Origin of the sequence: Bradyrhizobium sp. HKCCYLRH3061, assembly GCF_051168015.1 — a bacterium.
In the GTDB taxonomy this organism is placed as follows: domain Bacteria; phylum Pseudomonadota; class Alphaproteobacteria; order Rhizobiales; family Xanthobacteraceae; genus Bradyrhizobium.
This window is the reverse complement of sequence record NZ_JBNPUE010000001.1, coordinates 1-18,327: the sequence shown is the minus strand read 5'-3', so window position 1 is coordinate 18,327 and position 18,327 is coordinate 1. Positions and strand designations below refer to the sequence as shown.

18 protein-coding genes are annotated in these 18,327 nt (G+C 66.1%); 10 read left to right on the top strand and 8 right to left on the bottom strand.

Annotated features, from left to right (window positions below):
• Positions 1-108: 108 nt before the first annotated feature.
• Positions 109-489 (bottom strand): hypothetical protein, encoded by a 381-nt coding sequence (locus ACQR2C_RS00090; protein WP_316216897.1) that lies wholly within the window; start codon positions 487-489, stop codon positions 109-111.
• 463 nt (positions 490-952) lie between these two features.
• Between ACQR2C_RS00090 and ACQR2C_RS00085 the strand changes: the two genes are divergently transcribed.
• Positions 953-1,471, top strand: coding sequence for an AAA family ATPase (locus tag ACQR2C_RS00085; protein ID WP_434880172.1), 519 nt, complete (start codon positions 953-955; stop codon positions 1,469-1,471).
• A gap of 66 nt (positions 1,472-1,537) precedes the next feature.
• Here ACQR2C_RS00085 and ACQR2C_RS00080 read toward each other — a convergent pair whose 3' ends face one another.
• Together ACQR2C_RS00080 and ACQR2C_RS00075 are read right to left on the bottom strand one after the other, a co-directional pair.
• Positions 1,538-2,269 (bottom strand): alanyl-tRNA editing protein, encoded by a 732-nt coding sequence (locus ACQR2C_RS00080; protein WP_434880171.1) that lies wholly within the window; start codon positions 2,267-2,269, stop codon positions 1,538-1,540.
• Positions 2,270-2,431: 162 nt separating this feature from the next.
• Positions 2,432-3,157: a hypothetical protein gene (locus tag ACQR2C_RS00075; protein ID WP_434863752.1), complete on the bottom strand. Its 726-nt coding sequence runs from the start codon at positions 3,155-3,157 to the stop codon at positions 2,432-2,434.
• 150 nt (positions 3,158-3,307) lie between these two features.
• Between ACQR2C_RS00075 and ACQR2C_RS00070 the strand changes: the two genes are divergently transcribed.
• Positions 3,308-4,768, top strand: a complete 1,461-nt coding sequence (locus tag ACQR2C_RS00070; RefSeq protein WP_434880170.1) for a flavin-containing monooxygenase — start codon at positions 3,308-3,310, stop codon at positions 4,766-4,768.
• Positions 4,769-5,012: 244 nt separating this feature from the next.
• Here the strand turns inward: ACQR2C_RS00070 and ACQR2C_RS00065 are convergent, their stop codons facing one another.
• Complete coding sequence (locus ACQR2C_RS00065) at positions 5,013-5,468, bottom strand: MarR family winged helix-turn-helix transcriptional regulator (RefSeq protein ID WP_315803789.1); 456 nt, start codon at positions 5,466-5,468, stop codon at positions 5,013-5,015.
• 101 nt (positions 5,469-5,569) lie between these two features.
• Between ACQR2C_RS00065 and ACQR2C_RS00060 the strand changes: the two genes are divergently transcribed.
• From ACQR2C_RS00060 to ACQR2C_RS00050, 3 genes are all read left to right on the top strand, one after another.
• Positions 5,570-7,492: an FAD-binding monooxygenase gene (locus ACQR2C_RS00060; RefSeq protein WP_434880169.1), complete on the top strand. Its 1,923-nt coding sequence runs from the start codon at positions 5,570-5,572 to the stop codon at positions 7,490-7,492.
• Between the two features lie 136 nt (positions 7,493-7,628).
• Positions 7,629-7,874 carry a PilZ domain-containing protein gene (locus ACQR2C_RS00055; protein WP_315712872.1) on the top strand — a complete coding sequence of 82 codons (246 nt, stop codon included), beginning with the start codon at positions 7,629-7,631 and terminating at the stop codon, positions 7,872-7,874.
• Positions 7,875-7,959: 85 nt separating this feature from the next.
• Entirely contained in the window at positions 7,960-8,829 is an 870-nt protein-coding gene (locus tag ACQR2C_RS00050) for a tetratricopeptide repeat protein (RefSeq protein ID WP_315803527.1), read from the top strand.
• Positions 8,830-8,833: 4 nt separating this feature from the next.
• Here the strand turns inward: ACQR2C_RS00050 and ACQR2C_RS00045 are convergent, their stop codons facing one another.
• The 4 genes from ACQR2C_RS00045 to cpaB are packed head-to-tail and all read right to left on the bottom strand — an operon-like array spanning position 8,834 to position 13,172.
• Entirely contained in the window at positions 8,834-10,102 is a 1,269-nt protein-coding gene (locus ACQR2C_RS00045) for an AAA family ATPase (RefSeq protein WP_316238906.1), read from the bottom strand.
• Positions 10,099-10,836: a CpaD family pilus assembly protein gene (locus ACQR2C_RS00040; RefSeq protein WP_316216891.1), complete on the bottom strand. Its 738-nt coding sequence runs from the start codon at positions 10,834-10,836 to the stop codon at positions 10,099-10,101. The genes ACQR2C_RS00045 and ACQR2C_RS00040 overlap by 4 nt, the downstream gene beginning before the upstream one ends.
• Before the next feature lie 33 nt (positions 10,837-10,869).
• The gene (locus ACQR2C_RS00035) at positions 10,870-12,339 is read right to left on the bottom strand and encodes a type II and III secretion system protein family protein (protein WP_315803524.1); all 1,470 of its coding nucleotides are present in this window, start codon (positions 12,337-12,339) and stop codon (positions 10,870-10,872) included.
• Positions 12,340-12,356: 17 nt separating this feature from the next.
• Positions 12,357-13,172 carry a Flp pilus assembly protein CpaB gene (cpaB, locus tag ACQR2C_RS00030; RefSeq protein WP_315712864.1) on the bottom strand — a complete coding sequence of 272 codons (816 nt, stop codon included), beginning with the start codon at positions 13,170-13,172 and terminating at the stop codon, positions 12,357-12,359.
• Positions 13,173-13,893: 721 nt separating this feature from the next.
• Here cpaB and ACQR2C_RS00025 point away from each other — a divergent pair.
• The 5 genes from ACQR2C_RS00025 (at position 13,894) to ACQR2C_RS00005 (ending at position 17,079) form a co-directional block, all read left to right on the top strand.
• Positions 13,894-14,586, top strand: a complete 693-nt coding sequence (locus ACQR2C_RS00025) for a PilZ domain-containing protein (RefSeq protein WP_434848525.1) — start codon at positions 13,894-13,896, stop codon at positions 14,584-14,586.
• 177 nt (positions 14,587-14,763) lie between these two features.
• On the top strand, positions 14,764-14,919 hold the full coding sequence (locus tag ACQR2C_RS00020) for a hypothetical protein (protein WP_434847301.1): 156 nt from the start codon (positions 14,764-14,766) through the stop codon (positions 14,917-14,919).
• A 219-nt stretch (positions 14,920-15,138) separates the two neighbouring features.
• Entirely contained in the window at positions 15,139-16,068 is a 930-nt protein-coding gene (locus ACQR2C_RS00015) for an aspartyl/asparaginyl beta-hydroxylase domain-containing protein (protein ID WP_434880168.1), read from the top strand.
• A 162-nt stretch (positions 16,069-16,230) separates the two neighbouring features.
• A complete protein-coding gene (locus tag ACQR2C_RS00010; protein WP_434880167.1) occupies positions 16,231-16,638 on the top strand; it encodes a hypothetical protein in 408 nt (135 codons plus the stop codon).
• A 147-nt stretch (positions 16,639-16,785) separates the two neighbouring features.
• A complete protein-coding gene (locus ACQR2C_RS00005) occupies positions 16,786-17,079 on the top strand; it encodes a hypothetical protein (protein WP_315803519.1) in 294 nt (97 codons plus the stop codon).
• Positions 17,080-18,327: the final 1,248 nt, after the last annotated feature.

The following is an 18,327-nucleotide window of genomic DNA, read 5'->3' as shown; positions in this document are numbered from 1 at the left end:
CGACGAGGCGGCTGCGGGCACGCTGCGGCGGCCGCCGGACGGCAGCCTACAGCGCGCGCCGACGAGACCGGCCGCATCGTGACGGGATGAGATGTCTGGAGTGTCGGCCTAGACGGCCGCCGGTGGTCCGCGAGCGACCGGCAGTTCGAGCGCAGGCCGGGGTGCCGCAACGAGGTCGGTCCGCTCGATCAGGATCGCCACGACCATCTGCATCGGCCGCGCCACGGCGGGTACGTGCGGGACGGTGACGCCGCGCCCGAGCGCACAGAACGGACAGCTCGCGCATTGCTTGGCCGCAGTGCCGATGTCGTCGGACGTCGGACCGTCGGTGGAGCTCTGACAGATGATGGCGACGGCGTCGGGCGCCGCAACCGCAGCGCTCATCGCGGAGAGCGCCAGCGCGGACTGGAAGATCAGGGCCCATGCCGCAAACCAGACGAGAGCGCCGCCGAGCCGCGACAGCGCTGCGCGCCGCCGCGCTGAGCGCATGCGCGCCTCACGTCGTCCTGATGCGATGCCTTGTCGTTGACGCCCCTGACGAGCCACCGGCTGACGCTCCCGTCCCTTGGAATGACCTACAGGAGCGGGCATCGCATTGGCAATGGAGTATGTGGGATGTCGTCTTCTCCCGTCACGGTGGATCAATTCGGCCACAGTGAAGTAGCTTCAACTCAGTCGCGAGCCGCAGCGGGCGTGAAATGCTGATCGACGCGTCCTGCGAGTCGAACTCAATCGCGAAGCGGTCTCGAGCGACCGATGAGACCGGGCCTGGACACCGTCGCCAACAACTGTCAAATACATCCTCATGACCTTCCGCATTCACGTCGCAGGCGCTGCACTGGGCAGCCGAATTACCGACCCGGCCTGATCCGTCGGGCCGGGCGTTTGCCTGCGAAATTCTTTGTGAAAATCTCTGGCGTCCCAAGCGGCGCCGCACGCGAGGTCTGTATCCATGTCTCCCAACCAACCGACGCTGCACCTCGTGTGCGGCAAGATCGCTGCCGGCAAATCGACTCTCACCGCGGAGCTCGGCCGCCGTTCAGGCACCACCGTGATCGCCGAGGACGACTGGCTGGCGCGGCTCTATCCCGGCGAGCAGAGCACCCTGGCGGACTACGTGCGCAATTCGTCACGGCTGCGCAGCGTGATGGGGCCGCATGTCGTCGCACTCCTGCGGGCCGGCGTTTCGGTCGTGCTCGACTTTCCCGCCAACACGCCGGCGAGCCGCGCCTGGATGCGCGGCCTGTTCGAGGCAGCGGGCGTGCCGCACCAGCTGCACCATCTCGACGTGCCCGACGAGGTCTGCAAGGCGCGGCTGCGCGCCCGCAACGCAGAAGGCCGCCACGCCTTCACAGTGACCGACGAGGAGTTCGACCTGTTCACGAGCTACTTCGTGGCGCCGACGGCGGACGAAGGGTTCAACGTGATCGTCCAGCCCATGGAAACCCAAGGCAGTTGCGTAGCCCGATGAGCGCAGCGACATGCGGGTTCGCCAGGACAGCGCGTGAGAGCCCGGATGTTGCTTCACTCATCCGCTCTACGCGCTGCCCACCCCGATCCTGAAGCGCCGATTCTGCCGGCCTTTGTTATCAACCTTGAGAATACGAATCCGCCGTGCCTGTGCCGTCGAGACCAGATGCGTGCCGCCGCAGGCCTGGCGGTCGAGGCCGTCGATGTCGACGATGCGGATCAGGCCGTCGGCCTGGCGCGGCGGTGCGACCGATTTGGCACGGAACAGTCCCGCGGTCGCCTGCGCGTCGTCATAGGGCATGTCGAAAGCACGCACCGGACGATCGTCCGAGATCGCGGCATTCACCGCGTCTTCCACCGCACGGAGCTGCTCCGGCGCCACCTTGGGCAGGTCGAAGTCGACGCTGAATTCGTCGGTCTCGGTCATGCGGACGCCGGTCAGCAGCGCGCCGTCGAACTGGGTGTAGACGGCGCTGTTGACGAGATGCGCCACCGTGTGCTGCTCGCTCATGCGCTGCCGGAACGCCGGATCGACCTGCAGCTCGATCACCCCGTCGGGGATGGCGTCGTCCCCGATCAGGTGCCAGATGCCGGCAGCGGTCGGCTCGAAGCCCACGACGTCGCGAACGATGCCATTCCACGCGATCGTGCCACGGTCCGGCAATTGGCCGCCGCCACCGGGATAGAATGGCGAGCGCGCCAGGAGCACCGCGCCCGGCCGTGCGTCGAGCGCCGTGATGTCGAGCTCCAGCAGGTCGGGATGATCGACGGCGAAAGGGCGAGGCAGGAAGTCGGTCATGCGAGGCCGTTCACGGTCGGAGCCCGGATGAGCGCAGCGACATCCGGGTTCATCGAGATTGCGCGTGAGACCCCGCATGTCGCTGCGCTCATGCGGGCTACGATCCTTTCCTAGACATACGCAGCGTCGCTCGTCCGCGCAACTTGGACGGCAGGCGACGCCTCACCGGCACGCCGCCACCGTGAACCACGCCATGCGGAAGGCGCCGTCGTGCAGGCGAAGGCATACGGTGTCGCCCGGCTGCAGCCGCTCATACAGCGCCTGCGCGACATGCGCATCGGCTGCCGTCGCAAACGGCCCCCACGGCTCCAGCGTCACCTGATAGGTCGCAAGCCGGCTATGGCCGAGATGCTTTGACAGCACGCGGCTGCGCAGCAGCGCCGGCGCCGAACGGTCGAGCGCGGTGTTGAACTGGCCGAGCGCTCCGAACGCATAGGCGGCGACGAAGACGGCAGCGAGCAGCAGCCGCCAGCCGCGCCGGCGGAGCTGGGTTTCGAACCGCGCGGCGACGATGAGGAAAATGATCGCGACCGCGGCCGCGAAGGCCGTCAGCGGCAGCCAACTGACGAGATTGACGTCCGACAGCGTGCGCGCGGCGAGCGTGCCGGCCGCCACGATGCAACCGGTGCCGAGATTGGCGCCGTAGCCGGAGCCGAGGCCGATGCGGAACCGCCCGGGAAAGCGCAAGGTGAGGACGAGCGCCAGCAGCGGAATGACGGTGACGACCGCGATCAGCTGGCCGGCCGGAAAGCTCGGGAAGAGCGACCAGGCTGCGAGCCCGATTGCGAACAGCGAGAAGCCCAGGGCGATGCGCTGTGACGGCGCGCCACTGCCGCCGGGGCCGTCATTGTCGCCGGGCCTGTCGTCGCGCGGGTGGGGAGCGTTCATCGCCAGATCCGTATCGAGGGTGTTTCCCGCTGATAGCGGAGGAGGGTTGACCGACGACGAATGCGCCGGCGATTTGACAGCGACGGGCCGGGTTGCGACTGTCCGCAGCCAGAGCAAGAAAGCTGCACCAGGAAACGCCAGGAACACCGTATGTCAACAGAGCATGTCGACGTGCTGATCGTCGGCGCCGGGCTGTCCGGCATCGCCGCCGCCTATCATCTGCAGCACAAGTGCCCGGGCAAGCGCTTCGCGATCCTGGAGGGGCGGGGCGCGATCGGCGGCACATGGGACCTGTTCCGCTATCCCGGCATCCGCTCCGACAGCGACATGTACACGCTTGGCTATTCGTTCAAGCCGTGGACAGATCCGAAGGCGATCGCCGACGGGCCGCAGATCCTGAAATATGTCCAGGACACCGCGACCGAGAACGGCATCGACCGCCACATCCGGTTCAACCATCGGGTCCGGCGTGCGTCGTGGTCGAGCGCGGACGCATGCTGGACCGTCGAGGCCGAGCGCCGGACGGAGCAGGGCACGGTCGAGACCGTGCGGATGACCTCAGGCTTTCTGTTCATGTGCTCCGGCTACTACCGCTACGAAAAGGGCTACCTGCCGGACTTCAAGGGCATGGCCGATTTCAAGGGCCGCATCGTGCATCCGCAGGCCTGGCCTGAGGACCTCGACTATGCCGGCAAGCGCGTCGTCGTGATCGGCTCCGGCGCGACCGCAGTCACATTGGTGCCGGCGATGGCCAAGTCCGCCGCGCATGTGACGATGCTGCAGCGCTCGCCGACCTATGTGGTGTCGCGCCCCGCGCAGGACGCGCTCGCCAACAAGCTCTGCCGGCATCTGCCCGCTGCTCTCGCCTATCACCTGATCCGCTGGCGAAACGTGCTGTTCGGGATGTATTTCTTCCAGCTCAGCCGGCGCAAGCCGCAGCGGGTCAAGCAGCTGATCCTGGGCGGGGTGCGCGCCGCGCTGGGTCCCGATTACGACGTCGCCACCCATTTCACGCCGCGCTACAACCCGTGGGACCAGCGGTTGTGCCTGGTGCCGGACGGCGACCTGTTCAAGACCATTCGCGAGCAGCGTGCCTCGGTCGTGACGGCCGGGATCGAGACCTTCACCGAGCGCGGCCTGCGCCTCACCGACGGCCGCGAGATCGAGGCCGATGTCGTGGTCACCGCGACCGGCCTGGTGCTGCAGGTGCTCGGCGGCCTCGAGGTCGTCGTGGACGGCCGCACCGTCGATTTCGCCAAGACGCTCAACTACAAGGGCATGATGTATTCCGACGTGCCGAACCTGGCGGCGACGCTCGGCTACACCAACGCGTCGTGGACGCTGAAATGCGACCTCACCTGCGAATATGTCTGCCGGCTCCTCAACTACATGGACCGGCACGGCTACCGCCAATGCGTGCCGCACAATGACGACGCCACCGTCACGCCGCTGCCGTCGCTGAGCTTCAGCTCCGGCTATGTGCAGCGCTCGGTCGCCGAGCTGCCGAAACAAGGCTCGAAGCGGCCGTGGCGGCTGTACCAGAACTACGCCCTCGATATCGTCTCCCTGCGCTTCGGCAAGGTCGACGATGGCGTGATGCGGTATTCGTGAGGGCAGGGCGCTCCGTCGGATCGTCGGCGCGATCTCGGGCCTCATGGTTCGAGACGGCGCTTCGCGCCTCCTCACCATGAGGGGAAACATCTCGCCACCGCAGAGGATTTCGCCACGCACTCGATCCTCATCCTGAGGAGCCCGCCGCAGGCGGGCGTCTCGAAGGATGGCCGCAACGACGGTGTCAGCGTCAGTTCTTATCGGGCGCGACCGTGCGCATGATGGGGTGGAGCAGGAGCAACCTTCACCGCTCCTCCGCCGCCCCCTCCCGCAGCGGCGCGCGGCTGAGGTCGTTGGCGGCGGCGATCGCCTTGCGCATCAGGCGCACCAGCTCGTTCGCCTCGGCCGCGCTGAGGCCGCGCACCATCAGCCGCTGCGCGGCCTCGACCGCCGGCGTGATCGCCTCCAGCGTCCTTTTCCCCTCATCGGTGATCAACAGCTCCCGTGACCGGCGGTCGCGCGCGCTCGCTCGGCGGACAACGAGGCCTTTCTGTGCGAGCCGGTCGATCACGCCGGTGATCGTGGTGCGGTCATAGGCGATCAGGCCAGCGAGCGTGATCTGGTCGATCGCCGGGTTGGCCGCGATCGCCGCCAGCGCCGCATATTGCACCGGCGTCAGGTCGAAGCCGGCCGCTTCCACCTCCGCCAGAAACACCGCCACGGCGATCTGCTGAAACCGGCGCGCCAGGTGCCCCGGCATGTCCCGCATCTCGGTCAATTCGAATCTCCTGTCACCAGCTTGACAAGCATACTGATGATCAGCATACTGATCAATAAGGAACAGCGAGGGAGGGTGGTCACGTGCAGTTTCATCTCAATGGCTTCCAGCCGGGCGATCCCGAAATCTTCGACACGGCCGAACGTGTCGCGAGCGCCGGCGCGAGCAGCCCGCTGCCGGCCGAGGCCGACGTCCTCATCGTCGGCTGCGGCCCGGCGGGCCTCAATCTCGCCGCCCAGCTCTCTGCCTTCCCCGACATCAAGACCTGCATCGTCGAGCAGAAGCCCGGCCGGCTGCTGCTCGGCCAGGCCGACGGCATCGCCTGCCGCACCATGGAGATGTTCCAGGCCTATGGCTTCGCCGAGAAAGTGCTGAGGGAAGCGTGCTGGATCAACGAGACCACGTTCTGGAAGCCCGATGACGCCGACCGCGCGCATATTGCGCGCAGCGGCCGCGTGCAGGACGTGGAGGATGGCCTGTCGGAGATGCCGCATGTCGTGCTCAACCAGGCTCGCGTGCACGACTTCTTCCTGGACGTGATGCGCCGTTCGGCCGCGAAGCTCGAGCCGCACTACGCCCGGCGACTGCGGGACCTTCATATCGATCCGTCCACAGGCAATGACGCACACGGCGTGACCGTCAGCTTCGACCGCATCGATCCGGAGCATGAAGGCCAGGTCGAGACCATCAAGGCGCGCTACGTGGTCGGCTGTGACGGTGCACGCAGCATCGTGCGCAAGGCGATCGGCCGCGAGCTGCACGGCGATTCCGCCAACCACGCCTGGGGCGTGATGGACGTGCTCGCCGTCACCGATTTTCCCGACATCCGCTTCAAGTCGCTGATCCAGTCCGCCAAGGACGGCAGCCTGCTGGTGATCCCGCGCGAGGGCGGCTATCTCGTCCGGCTGTATGTCGAGCTTGCCAAGCTTGAGGTCGGCGAGCGCGTGGCGGGCCGCAACATCACCGTCGACGAAGTGATCGCCAAGGCGCAGCGCATTCTCGCGCCATATACGCTTCAAGTGAAGGAGGTCGCGTGGTGGTCGGTCTATGAGATTGGCCAGCGCATCACCGACAAGTTCGACGACGTGCCGGAGGCGGAGGTCGCAACGCGGCTGCCGCGCGTCTTCATCGCCGGTGACGCCTGCCACACGCACAGCCCGAAGGCGGGGCAGGGCATGAACGTCTCGATGCAGGACACGTTCAATCTCGGCTGGAAGCTCGCCGCCGTGCTGGGCAAGCGCTGCGCGCCGGAGCTCCTGCACAGCTATTCGGCCGAGCGGCGGGCCATCGCCCAGGAGCTGATCGATTTCGATCGCGAATGGGCAGGAATTCTCGCTTCCGCCGCCAAGCAGGGCGGCGCCGATGCGGCCAAGACGCAGGACTATTTCGTGCGCCACGGCCGCTACACGGCGGGCACCGCCACGCACTATCGGCCCTCCGTTCTCACCGGCGACGACACCTTCCAGCCGCTCGCCGCCGGCTTCGTCATCGGCAAGCGCTTTCACTCGGCGCCGGTCATCCGGCTCGGCGACGCCAAGCCGGTGCAGCTCGGCCACGTCGTCCAGGCCGACGGCCGCTTCCGCATCTTCGCCTTCGCGGCGGCAGAGGATCCGGCCGCGCCGGGGTCCGCGATCCGCCGCCTGTGCACATTCCTCAGCGAGGATTCCGCCTCACCCCTGCGCCGCCACACCCCGGCGGGCGCCGACATCGACTCCGTGATCGATCTGCGCGCGGTGTTCCAGCAGGGGCATCGCGAGCTCGCGCTCGAACGAATGCCGGAGCTGCTGCTGCCGCGCAAGGGCCGTTACGGCCTCATCGACTACGAGAAGATGTTCTGTGCCGATCTGAAGAGCGGCCAGGACATCTTTGCGATGCGCGGCATCGATCGCGCGGCGGGCTGCATCGTGATCGTGCGGCCCGATCAGTATGTCGCCGACGTCCTGCCACTCGACGACGTCAGGAGGCTGTCGGCGTATTTCGATCGTGTGCTGCTGCCGGTCCGCTGAGGGATGCAGAGGGTAAACGAAATCCAAATCCGGCCCCTGGATTTCAGGGCTTGGCGCTAGTCAGATCCCAAGGTTTCCTCGCTACAAACGAGGTCTCCGGAATGGACGATCGAGTGGGTGAGACGTCGAAATGTTGATGTTGGCGAACCGTCGCAAGAGTGAACGTCGGCTGTGCAGGAGGATCGCGAAGATTCACTACGGCAACGGCAGCCTGCCGCGCGACTGCACGGTCACGGATATTTCCGACGGCGGCGTCAAGGTGATCGCCGAATTCGTCGAGATTCCCCCGCAGTTCACCATCGTCTTCGCGCCCGACCACCAGCGCAAGTGCCGGCTGGCCTGGCGCATCGGCTGCGAGTTCGGCGCCGAATTCATCGATTGAGGCGGGCCGGCCGCGCCCGCTTAACGGGACCTTAGGGTTAATCTGCCAGCGTGCAGATCATCTGGTCCCGAAGTAGTTCAGTTGCATGCGTACGCGGCCCCTCCGCTCTCTCCCTCTGCTCCGGCCGGCCGCGTTCGCGCTGTCGTTCACGGCCGTGCTGCTCGGTCTCGGCGCCTGCCAGACCACCGATCTCAGCGAGGTCACGGGGGCCCTGGGCGGCAATCCCGAAAAGAGCCGCGCTGCCGCCGCCGACCCGCGCGCCGAGATCGACCAGCTTCGCGAGCGCTTCCGCGCCAGTCCCGACGATCCCGAGGTGGCGCTGCGCTATGGCAGCGCCCTGCGCGCCACCGGCCAGCGCTCGCAGGCCGTCGCCGTGCTGGAGCAGGCGAGCATCGCAAGCCCCGGCAACAGGACGCTGCTTGCGGCCTATGGCCGTGCGCTCGCCGACAACGGCAATTTCCAGCAGGCGTTCGACGTGCTCAGCCGCGCGCATTCGCCCGAGGATCCCGACTGGCGCATCCTGTCGGCGCAGGGCGCCACGCTCGACCAGATGGGGCGCAACGAGGAGGCCCGGCAATACTACATGACGGCGCTGAAGATCGCCCCTGACGACCCGTCCGTGCTGTCCAATCTCGGTCTCTCCTACGCGCTCACGAACGAGCTGCCGAAGGCCGAGGAGCAGTTGCGCAAGGCGAGCGCGCATCCCGATGCCAGCCCGCGGGTCAGGACCAACCTTGCCGTCATCGTCGGGCTGGAGGGCCGGATGAGCGAGGCCGAGAGCATCGCGCGATCAGGACTGCCGCCGGAGCAGGCCAGCGCCAGCGTCGCCTATGTCAAGCGCATCCTGGAGCGCCGCAAGATCGCGCAGCGCGAGCTGTCGCCGCGCCGTGACCGTCCGGTGGCCGGCGAGCCCGACAAGGCGCTGGCGCGGGCGCTCAGCCGGTCCGACGACTGAAGCGCTATTTCGCGCCGAGCAGCTTTGCGATCGGCGCCAGCAGCGAGCTGCGCTGCGGCTTGTGGTCGATCCGCCCCGTCAGCCGGTTGGCGATGTCCTGGAACAGTTTTGGCGTGCGGCTCAGCGCCGCGATCTCCGCGATCATCTGGCCGTTGTTGGCGGCGGTGCCGAACAGCTTGCAGTCGAACGGGATGATCGCGACCGGCTCGGCCTCGACCGTCTTGGCGAAGCGCTTCAGGTCGATCTCCGGCCGCTTGGGCATGCCGACCTGGTTCAGGCAGTACAGCGGCGGCCGGTCGTTGGGACGCGAGGCCTTGAGCACGCCGAGCAGGTTCTTGGCGTTGCGCAGGTTCGCCAGATCGGGCTCGGCGACCACGAGGATGTCGTCGGCATTGATCAGCGCGTGCCGCGTCCAGGCCGACCATTGGTGCGGCACGTCGAGCACGATGCATTGCTGGGTCATGCGCAGGGTGTCGAAGATGGCGTCGAACGCGTCGGCGCCGAAATCATAGACGCGGTCGAGGGTCGCGGGTGCGGCGAGCAGGTTGAGATTTTCGGTGCATTTGGCGAGTAGGCGCTCCATCAGCGCCGTATCCGGCCTGTCGGGCTGGAACACGGCGTTGGCGATGCCCTGCAGCGGATCCTGGTTGTAGTCCAGTCCCGCGGTGCCGAACGCCATGTCGAGATCGATGACGACGGAATCCAGCGTCAGGTCGCGCGCCATGCTCCAGGCGACGTTGTGGGCGACGGTGGAGGCGCCGACGCCGCCCTTGGCGCCGACCACGGCGATGATGCGGCCGGTGATCACGGCCTCCGAGGCCGAGAACAGGCTGCAGACCGAGCGGATGACGTCGATGGTCTCGACCGGGCCGATCACGTAGTCGTTGACGCCGCGCCGGACCAGCTCGCGATAGGCGACGCCGTCGGCCGGGCTGCCGATCAGCACCACGCGGGTGCCCGGATCGCAGACGCTGGCGAGATCGTCGAGGCCGCCGAGAATGTCGCCGCCGGGCCTGGTCTCGATCACGATGACGTTCGGCGTCGGCTGCGAATGATAGGTCTCGATGGCGCGCGCCATGCCGCCCGCCTTGATCGTGATGTGCGCCTTGCCGAGCCGGCGGTCCTGGCTGGCGGCGAGGATCGCGGACGAGGTCTGGTCGGTTTCGCAGAACGCCTGCACCGAGACGCGCGGCACCGGCGCGATGTGGTCGTCGAGCACGGGGCCGCTGGGGGCGGCCGGCTCGTCCTGGCTTTGACGGGACGCGTTGATCATTTGCCTGTATCGCTGAGCTTGGCCTTCTCGGACTCCGGATACGCCACCGCGGTCGACTCACCCTTGCGGTACTTCTCGAACAAAGCGGAGCGGCGCGGCGTGTAGGCGGCCATCTCCGAGCGCGGCTGCTCGAGATCGGCTGGGTTGTCGATCATCGCGGCGAGGTTGCGCTGCGTGGCGCAGCCGAAATTCTGATAGTGCTGGTTGCTGCTGTAGCCGCGATTGTCGAGGTTCGGCCCGAGATCGTCCGGCCACAGCCCGCAGGGGCCGGCGACGGCGGCGATCTTCGGATAGCTCAGCCGGATGACGGCGAGCTGCCGCGGATCATCGGGCATGGTGTTGCGCAGTGTGATCGCGTGCGAGGGAACGCCGCCGGCGGTCAGCACGGCGCGGATCTCGCGATAGGCGTCGGCCGCGGCGCGCGCGTTCGACGTGCCCGTCGGCACCTCCGCCATGATTCCGCCTGTGCCTTCGCGCAGCCATGAGCGCGCAAGCCCCGCGACGTCGACGCGCTGCTGGTAGGTCAGGCCGCCGCGTCCGCTGCCGATGAAGACGACGGTCGACTGCCGGCCTTCCTCGATCGCGATCGGATGGCGGATCCTGTAGTCGTCGGGGATCGTCGCGACGACCTCGCCGGTGGTGGCGTTGCAGGCGCCGAGCGTGAGCGCCAGCCCCGCGATGGCGCCGATCCGGCGCAGCGCGCGTCCGCCGTCTCGTGTGGATGTTGCCGACATGATCGTTCCCCCGTGCCCCGTCGTCCCGCAACCTCAGTCGATGATGAAGCCGAAGCCGGCCGGCTGCCCCGTGGCCGCGTCGACCTTGGCGGCGATGCCGTACAGCCGGTTCATGCGGCCGAGCAGCGCCGACTCCGAGTCGGTGGCCGGCGCAAAGCCGTCGTCCGGACGCGACAGCTCCTTCTGGGCGACGGCGCGCACCACATAGGGCGTCACCATCACCATCAGCTCGGTCTCGTTGTTGACGTAGTCCTGGCTGCGGAACAGCTGGCCGAGCACCGGCAGCTGATTGAGCCCGGGCAGGCCGTTGATCGCCTGCTTGGTCTGGTTCTGGATCAGGCCGGCCATCGCCATCGATCCGCCCGAGGGGATCTCGACCGTGGTCTCGGCGCGGCGGGTGCGGATCGCGGGGATCGTCACCGACGAGGTCGAGGCCGAGGTCAGCGCGTAGGACACCGTGATCGCATTGTCGTTCGACAGCTCCGACACCTCCGTCATCACCCGCAGGCTGATGCGGCCTTCGCCGAGCACGACGGGCGTGAAATTGAGCGAGATGCCGAACTTTTTGTAGGTGATCGACGTGCTGCAGACCCGCGTCGTCGGATCGCAGGAATAGCCGCCGGGAATCGGGAATTCGCCGCCCGCGATGAAGGTCGCGGATTCGCCGGAGATCGCGGTCAGGTTGGGCTCGGCCAGCGTCTTGACGACACCGGCCGTCTCCATCGCGCGCAGCGTCGCCGAGACCGACGACAAGCCGCCGCCGGTGGCGGACAGGCCGTTGGTCCCGACCAGCGACTTGCCATAGGCGGTGAACGGGTTGGTGTTGTTGAAGTTCACCACCGCGGTGCCGTAGTTCAGGCTGGCGCTCAGATCGATGCCGAGCTGCTTGACGATCTCGCGCCGGACCTCCGACACGTTGACCTTCAGCATCACCTGGTCGCGGCCGCGCACGACGATCGAGTTGACCACCTTGTCGGCGCCGCCGACCAGCCGTGCGGCGATTTCGCCGGCCTGCTGCGCCTCGACCGGGCTCGACACCGATCCGGTCAGGATCACGCCCTCGCCGACGCCGTCGATCTTCACGCCGGGAATGCTCTGGCTCAGCGCCTGGCGCACGCCGTTGAGGTCGCGCTTGATCGCGATGTCGTAGGCCGCGACCTGCTGTCCCTCGCCGTCGAAGAACACCACGTTGGTCTGGCCGACCGCCGCGCCGATGATGTAGGCGCGCCGGGCCGAACGAACGACGGCGTTGGCGACCTTGGGATCGGCGACCAGCACGTCCTTGACGTCCTGCGGGAAGTCGACGACCACGGACTTGCCGATGCCGAGGGAGAGGAAGCGCATCTTCGACGAGCCGACCGACACCACGGGCGTCTCCAGCCTGTCGTCAGCCGCCTTCACCGGCGTCAGCGCCGGATTGAGCGCAAGCCCGATCACGGCCGATGTCGATAGCGCGCGGACGACCCACGTCCCGAACGTTGCGCGTTGATGCCCACCCATCATCTTCCACGTCCTTTCGATCACTTCTGCGCCGTGAGCGAGCTCGTGATCCCATAGCGAATGATCTCGATGGCGCTGCCCCGTCGCGCCATCTGCTGCTGCTGTTGTTGTGCCTCGGTCTTGTTGCCGTCGGCTGCGTTCACGTCGGCGATGCTGCGCAGCGCCAGCGCCAGCGAGCCGGCCTGGCGCGCGCGCGCCAGGGTCTCGGCCTGCTCGGGCCTGAGCTCGAGCGTCACCGTCTTGCCGACGACGGTGTTCTGGCCTTCCTTCTCCTTCGGTGCCTGGTCGATCGCGAGCACGCGGACGTTGGAGAGAATGATCTCGGAGCTGACGAAGTCGGCGGCGCCGGGCTTGTCAGGATTCTTGTCGCGCTTCGACAGGATGACGTCGACGCGGTCGTTCGGCAGGATGAAGCCGCCGGCGCCGGTCTCGGGCGAGATCTCGGTGGAGATCGCGCGCATGCCCGCGGGCAGGATCGCCGCCATGAAGCCGGAGCCGTCCGCCTTCACCAGCTTCTGCTCGCGGATCGGCTCGCCGATCACGAAGGGCGAGCGGGCGATGGTGCCGACCAGCTGATTGGCCGCCTCGGGACGGTCGCCGCGCCGGATGAAGATGTTGCTCGCGGCCTCCGGCCATGTCTGCCAGATCAGGTCGCCGGGCTTGATCGCCTGTCCGAGTCCGATGTCGGTCTTGGCGACCAGCACCTCGACCGTCGGCAACTGCACGACCGGCGCCACCGGCGCCTGCCGCTGGCCGTCGGAATTGCTGACCAGATAGGCCGCAACGCCGCCCGCGCCGAGAGCGATGGTTAACACCACGATGCGTGCGGTCATCATACGCGTGACTACTCTGCTTACTCATACATCGGGAGCAAACACGCTGACGACTGACAGCCGTTCTCCCTCACTAACGACTAAGCGCCAATGGTATAAGCAGACTTGAACGCGGCGGGCCGCGGCACCCGCATCAAGCAACGATTGCGCAAGTGGTGAACAGGTTGTTAGCGTGAAAATAGTGAAACGCCGCGAATGTGTTAGCTATTTGCGCACGGCGCGCCTGCACGCATCCGTCGGCGCGCGCGCGACAGAATGAGATCATGAGTTGCAGCCGCGCCTCAGTGCGAATCTCGTTAAGCTGAATCGTTTGCTAACAACACGAGCGTAGGAACACGACCCCGCCGACGAGGTTGTGCCGTCGCGCGAGGCAGCGCGGATCGGCCGATCACGACTTGCCCCTGCGCCACGCGAAACATCCGCGCTGAACTCTCCATGGGGGCGACGATGCCGACACTGCATGCCATGCTGCACCGTAATCAGACGGGGTCGCATCTTCAGAAAGCCGAAACGGGTTGGACATACGATTCCGTTGAGCGGGATTTCCGTCTCGACATTCAGATTTCCTCAACAATTTGCGCGCACGGTCCGGGCACGGCGGTCATGCCCAATTCGATTTAGTACGACCTAAAATGCACGCAGAAATTGTAATCAGCGCATCGTGCCGCGGCGGGGGCCGCGCCGTCATCGTCGGGGATATCCTGGGTTGGAGGGGAGACGCGCAATGTCGGTTGCTCGATTCCTGAAGCAGCGCGCGGTCAGGATTCAGACGGTCGGGTCCTACACGCTGCCGAACTGGTATTCCCCGGAAGGACGGCTGCGATCCTTCGCCTGCCGCACCACGCGGGTGTCGCCGTTTCGCGCACTGCTCGAGGTGCCCGTCGTCGGCAGGGTCGGCGATCGCCTGACCTCGTATTTCCGCGATTTCGGCAAGTTCGAAGGCGAGATCAGCGACACGGTGCATGGCGGCTTCCTGCTCGAGCTGGAGATGACGCGCGCCGAGCGCGCCAAGCTCGCCGAGAAGCTGGTCTGGCTGGAGAAGAAGCAGAAGGATCCGTCGATCCGCGATTCCCGCCGCGACGCGCGCTTCGTGCCCAACTCGCCGCATTCGGCGCTGACGCTCGCCGACGGCAGCATCATCCCGTGCTTCGTGATCGATGCCTCGATGTCGGGCGCGGCGGTCTCGGCGGAGATCCAGCCGGAGATCGGCACGCCGCTGGCGGTGGGCAGTTGCATCGGTCGCGTCATCCGGCATTTCCCCAGCGGCTTCGCCGTCCGCTTCGTCGATCAGTTGCCCGGCGCCAATGAGCTGGAGCGGCGGGTCATCACGCCGCCGGTCCGCCCGATGCGGCGGGGGCTTGTGGCCCACGGCGATGACCGCCTGATCGGGGCGCCCGAGGACTTCTTCATGGTGTGACGGCGGCGCTGCCGCGGCGCGCGACAGGCGGCCGCTCCGGCCTGCGCGGTTTCGCGTATGGAGCGGCGGCGGGAATCGCGGCATGGGAACTGGCGGCCGTCCGCACGGTTAACGCGATGTTAATCGGCATCGTGACAGCCTGCGCGTGCCGGGTGCATTGCCAGGAGGACCAGTCCCATGGAGGCCCAGAAGACCGCGGTGGATGCCATCGTCGTCCTGACCGGCTGCGACCGCGACGCGGTCGCCGCCTTCGTCCGGCGCATCTATCTCGCCGGCGTCCGCGACCCCAAGCGGCTGACCTTCAAGGGCCTGCAGGAGCTGACGCGGGTCTAACGCGACCGCCAGCCGGGATCGGCGGCTGTTGCAACGGGGCCACGGCGCAGAACTTTCAACCCGGATGTCCGCCTGCAACCGACGTGCGAATGATGCGGCCCGCCGCACTTGCGGCTAAATTGGGGCTCTAGCGGCTGGCATCAGAGCACCATTTCGATCGCCAAAAAGGCGACATATCTGCGCAACACGCTCAGAGCGGCCGGATCATGGGTACCGGACATGCTCAGACAGCTCTTCGCGCCTCAGCTCATCGGCCTCTACATCCTGATCGGGGCCACCATCTACGTCCATTTCCGCGGCAAGCAGCGGCTGCGCTTCGCCCGCCAGCTCGGCGACCACTCGACCTATCTCGCCCCCTACAACGTGCTGATGTATGCCGGCTCGGCCGTGCCCAACACGCCGGTCATCCCGGTGGAGCAGTTTCCAGAGCTCGCGAGGCTCACCGACAACTGGCAGGAGATCCGCGAGGAGGCCGTGCGCCTGTTCGACGAGGGCTTCATCCGCGCCGCCGCCGCCAACAACGACTGGGGCTTCTACTCGTTCTTCAAGAGCGGCTGGAAGCGCTTCTATCTGAAATGGTACGACGACTTCCTGCCGTCGGCGCGCACGCTGTGCCCGAAGACCGTCGAGCTGCTGAACTCCATCCCGAACGTGCATGGCGCGATGTTCGCGATGCTGCCGCCCGGCGGCAAGCTCGGCGCCCACCGCGATCCCTTCGCCGGCTCGCTGCGCTATCACCTGGGGCTAGTGACGCCGAACTCCGACAAGTGCCGCATCCTGGTCGACGGCGTGCCCTGCGTCTGGCGCGACGGCGAGGCCTTCATGTTCGACGAGACCTTCATCCACAGCGCCGAGAACGCCACGGACGTCAACCGCATCATCCTGTTCTGCGACGTCGAGCGCCCGATGAAGCTCGGGTTTATCGCTGCGATCAACCGCTGGGTCAGCCACCACATCGTCAAGGCCTCGGCGACGCAGAACGTCGAGGGCGAGCACGTCGGCGTGCTGAACAAGGTGTTCGGCAAGCTGTACGAGTTTCATTTGGCCACGCGCAAGGTGAAGGCCTGGAATCGGACGGTGTACTACACGGCGAAGTACACGCTGACGGTCGCGATCGTCGGCGCGATCGTGGTGTCGGCGTTTCGGTGAGTGGGACGGAGTAGGGCGGATTAGCGAAGCGTAATCCGCCGTCGTTGCCCGCGGATGCGCGGCGGGTTACGCCTGCGGCTAACCCGCCCTATGGTTGTCGCTAAAGCCGGAACCTCGATGCGTCTCTAGTTGATGGGCGGCATACGCTCCCGGGAGTTGATCTTGAACGAGGGGTTTCTTCGCGAGTTCGTCTCGCCGGATGGTACGGCGACGATCATGGTCGAAGACGATGGCCGGGTCGCCTATGCCTATTGGCTCGACTCCGAGCGAGCGATCTGCGGCGACGTCTGGCTCTACAACCGCTGCTCAGCTCCTGAGCAGCCCGAATGGACCGATCGCGACGCGGCGCCATATGCCAATCCCCTGGCCTTCGTAGATCAGACGGCCGAATTCTTTCCACCGTCGTCTGCTTCTTCCGTCACGGTCAGCTGGGATCGGCTGGGCTCCGAGACGGCTGCCTGCATTCGCGTGTCGGAAGTGGTGTTGGCCAGACTGATTAAGGGAAGCAAACCCGGCTGGTCCCGTTTGGCTGCTAAGGATGGACCCTTGGCGTTGTGTTTGCCGAGGTGATCGTTGCCGCTGCTTGTCGCGCAACAGGTATGGCAGAGTAGGGCGGATTAGCGTAGCGTAATCCGCCGTTGTTGTTCCGGACGAGCGGCGGGTTACGCCTGCGGCTAACCCGCCCTACGCTCGCGAGGTGGGGTAAGGACCAAGGTCATGCTTCGCGAAGCACTGCGCGGCTTTCTTCACCTGTTGATCTTTGTCGATTTCGGATGCGGCGCTGTGCTTCTCCTTTTGGGAGTTCAGCAGACGTTGGTCAGAGCCGGTGAGTACCGCGATCGACGCGGCAGCCTCTTCTCACTCAGAAGGCCACTCCCCAGCGGATTTTCGCAAGAGTATTACGGTTCGTGGCGTCGATCAGTGTGGTTGGCCGTTGCCTTTTTTGCGGTACTCGCCATAGGCGCGCTGTTGTTGTGGCTCCATGCACTTATCTTCGGTGCTGTGAACTAGCGGACGGAGTAGGGAGGATTGGCGCGGCGTAATCCACCGTCGTTGTTCCGGATGGGCGGCGGCTTACGCCTGCGGCCAATCCGCCCTACGCTCGCTCGGGCCCGTCGTCGACCTCAATATGGATATATCGTGTTGCCGTATGTCGCAGACTGAACTCCTGATTGTCGAACAAGTATTCCAACTTGACGGAATCGGTTTGGCTATCGTGCCCGACTTCTCGGTCCCGGAGGCAGGTTGGAAAAATGGCTCTCATCGGGTGCGCGTAGTGAAGCCGGATGGCAAGCATTTCGACGCTGACGCGAATTTTCATGTTTGTGCATTTCAATATTCGCGATCCATCGGTGCCACTCGACCAACGTTGGCGGGTGGTCGTCTCGCTCCCGTTTCTGACAAGAGACAGTCTGCCTCCCGGCAGTAGGATTCTGGGAGACCGCTCTTTGGCGGCGGTGCTTGAGCCACGAGCTTCCTAAGTCTGTTCCGGGTCATTGGACGGTCAAAGAGGTGATTAGTTGATACCCGCGTCCACGCTTACCGAGCTGTCGGTCAAATCACGGTAATCAGAATATCCTGTCAAGCGCTTCCGAAAAACATAAGCGGCTTGACAATTTCGCCAAATCAGCATTACAGTCCGCCCATCTCGTTGCACGGTAGGGGACGGTTCGCGGTCGTCACGGACGTTGGCAGCGGGGAGCGGTGGACGCGGGGTGGCGGCGTGTGATGAGCACGGACGAACGCTGGCCCTGCGGACGGTGAAGGCGTGTGGTTCTGACACTCCGACGCTAGTGTCAACGTTGCGACGACGCTAACGCGTCGCGCGGCGGATGGTGGCCAGAAAGCCCGGTGCACCAGGAAGAGCACGCTATAGCCTGTTAAAACCATCGCGCGGGGAGGGCCGGGTGTGTTCGGCCAGACCTGTGGTACCTGCCGCCTGCATTTTTTTTCGCAGGCGGGCCACGGGCGCGGCCAGCGCCCGGCCTTCCCTGCGCCCTCCATCTGGAGAGGGCGGGAGTTGGAGCATCACTCGGGCGCGGGATGCGTCGCGAGGCCGTCGATGCTCGCCCCGGATCGACGCGATGCTGTTTGAGAATGTGGAGATGATAATGCTTGCGCGGCGTGGTGCGCCGCTACGAGTACGTGGGGCTGCCGCGACGATGGACCGGGGCAGTTTGTGACTCCGTCATGCCCGGGCTTGTCCCACGGCTGTCCGGTTCAGCTTCCGCATATTGCGAGGCTCAACTGTTGTGGGTT

What these genes read in the sequence shown, in the direction of transcription:
- ACQR2C_RS00035 (WP_315803524.1), bottom strand. Translation starts at nt 12,339, where the DNA reads ATGATGGGTGGGCATCAACGCGCAACGTTCGGGACGTGGGTCGTCCGC.
- ACQR2C_RS00075 (WP_434863752.1), bottom strand. Translation starts at nt 3,157, where the DNA reads ATGAACGCTCCCCACCCGCGCGACGACAGGCCCGGCGACAATGACGGC.
- ACQR2C_RS00080 (WP_434880171.1), bottom strand. Translation starts at nt 2,269, where the DNA reads ATGACCGACTTCCTGCCTCGCCCTTTCGCCGTCGATCATCCCGACCTG.
- ACQR2C_RS00015 (WP_434880168.1), top strand. Translation starts at nt 15,139, where the DNA reads ATGCTCAGACAGCTCTTCGCGCCTCAGCTCATCGGCCTCTACATCCTG.
- ACQR2C_RS00025 (WP_434848525.1), top strand. Translation starts at nt 13,894, where the DNA reads ATGTCGGTTGCTCGATTCCTGAAGCAGCGCGCGGTCAGGATTCAGACG.
- ACQR2C_RS00005 (WP_315803519.1), top strand. Translation starts at nt 16,786, where the DNA reads ATGCTTCGCGAAGCACTGCGCGGCTTTCTTCACCTGTTGATCTTTGTC.
- ACQR2C_RS00055 (WP_315712872.1), top strand. Translation starts at nt 7,629, where the DNA reads ATGTTGGCGAACCGTCGCAAGAGTGAACGTCGGCTGTGCAGGAGGATC.
- ACQR2C_RS00065 (WP_315803789.1), bottom strand. Translation starts at nt 5,468, where the DNA reads ATGCCGGGGCACCTGGCGCGCCGGTTTCAGCAGATCGCCGTGGCGGTG.
- cpaB (WP_315712864.1), bottom strand. Translation starts at nt 13,172, where the DNA reads ATGATGACCGCACGCATCGTGGTGTTAACCATCGCTCTCGGCGCGGGC.
- ACQR2C_RS00045 (WP_316238906.1), bottom strand. Translation starts at nt 10,102, where the DNA reads ATGATCAACGCGTCCCGTCAAAGCCAGGACGAGCCGGCCGCCCCCAGC.
- ACQR2C_RS00085 (WP_434880172.1), top strand. Translation starts at nt 953, where the DNA reads ATGTCTCCCAACCAACCGACGCTGCACCTCGTGTGCGGCAAGATCGCT.
- ACQR2C_RS00090 (WP_316216897.1), bottom strand. Translation starts at nt 489, where the DNA reads ATGCGCTCAGCGCGGCGGCGCGCAGCGCTGTCGCGGCTCGGCGGCGCT.
- ACQR2C_RS00070 (WP_434880170.1), top strand. Translation starts at nt 3,308, where the DNA reads ATGTCAACAGAGCATGTCGACGTGCTGATCGTCGGCGCCGGGCTGTCC.
- ACQR2C_RS00040 (WP_316216891.1), bottom strand. Translation starts at nt 10,836, where the DNA reads ATGTCGGCAACATCCACACGAGACGGCGGACGCGCGCTGCGCCGGATC.
- ACQR2C_RS00050 (WP_315803527.1), top strand. Translation starts at nt 7,960, where the DNA reads ATGCGTACGCGGCCCCTCCGCTCTCTCCCTCTGCTCCGGCCGGCCGCG.
- ACQR2C_RS00020 (WP_434847301.1), top strand. Translation starts at nt 14,764, where the DNA reads ATGGAGGCCCAGAAGACCGCGGTGGATGCCATCGTCGTCCTGACCGGC.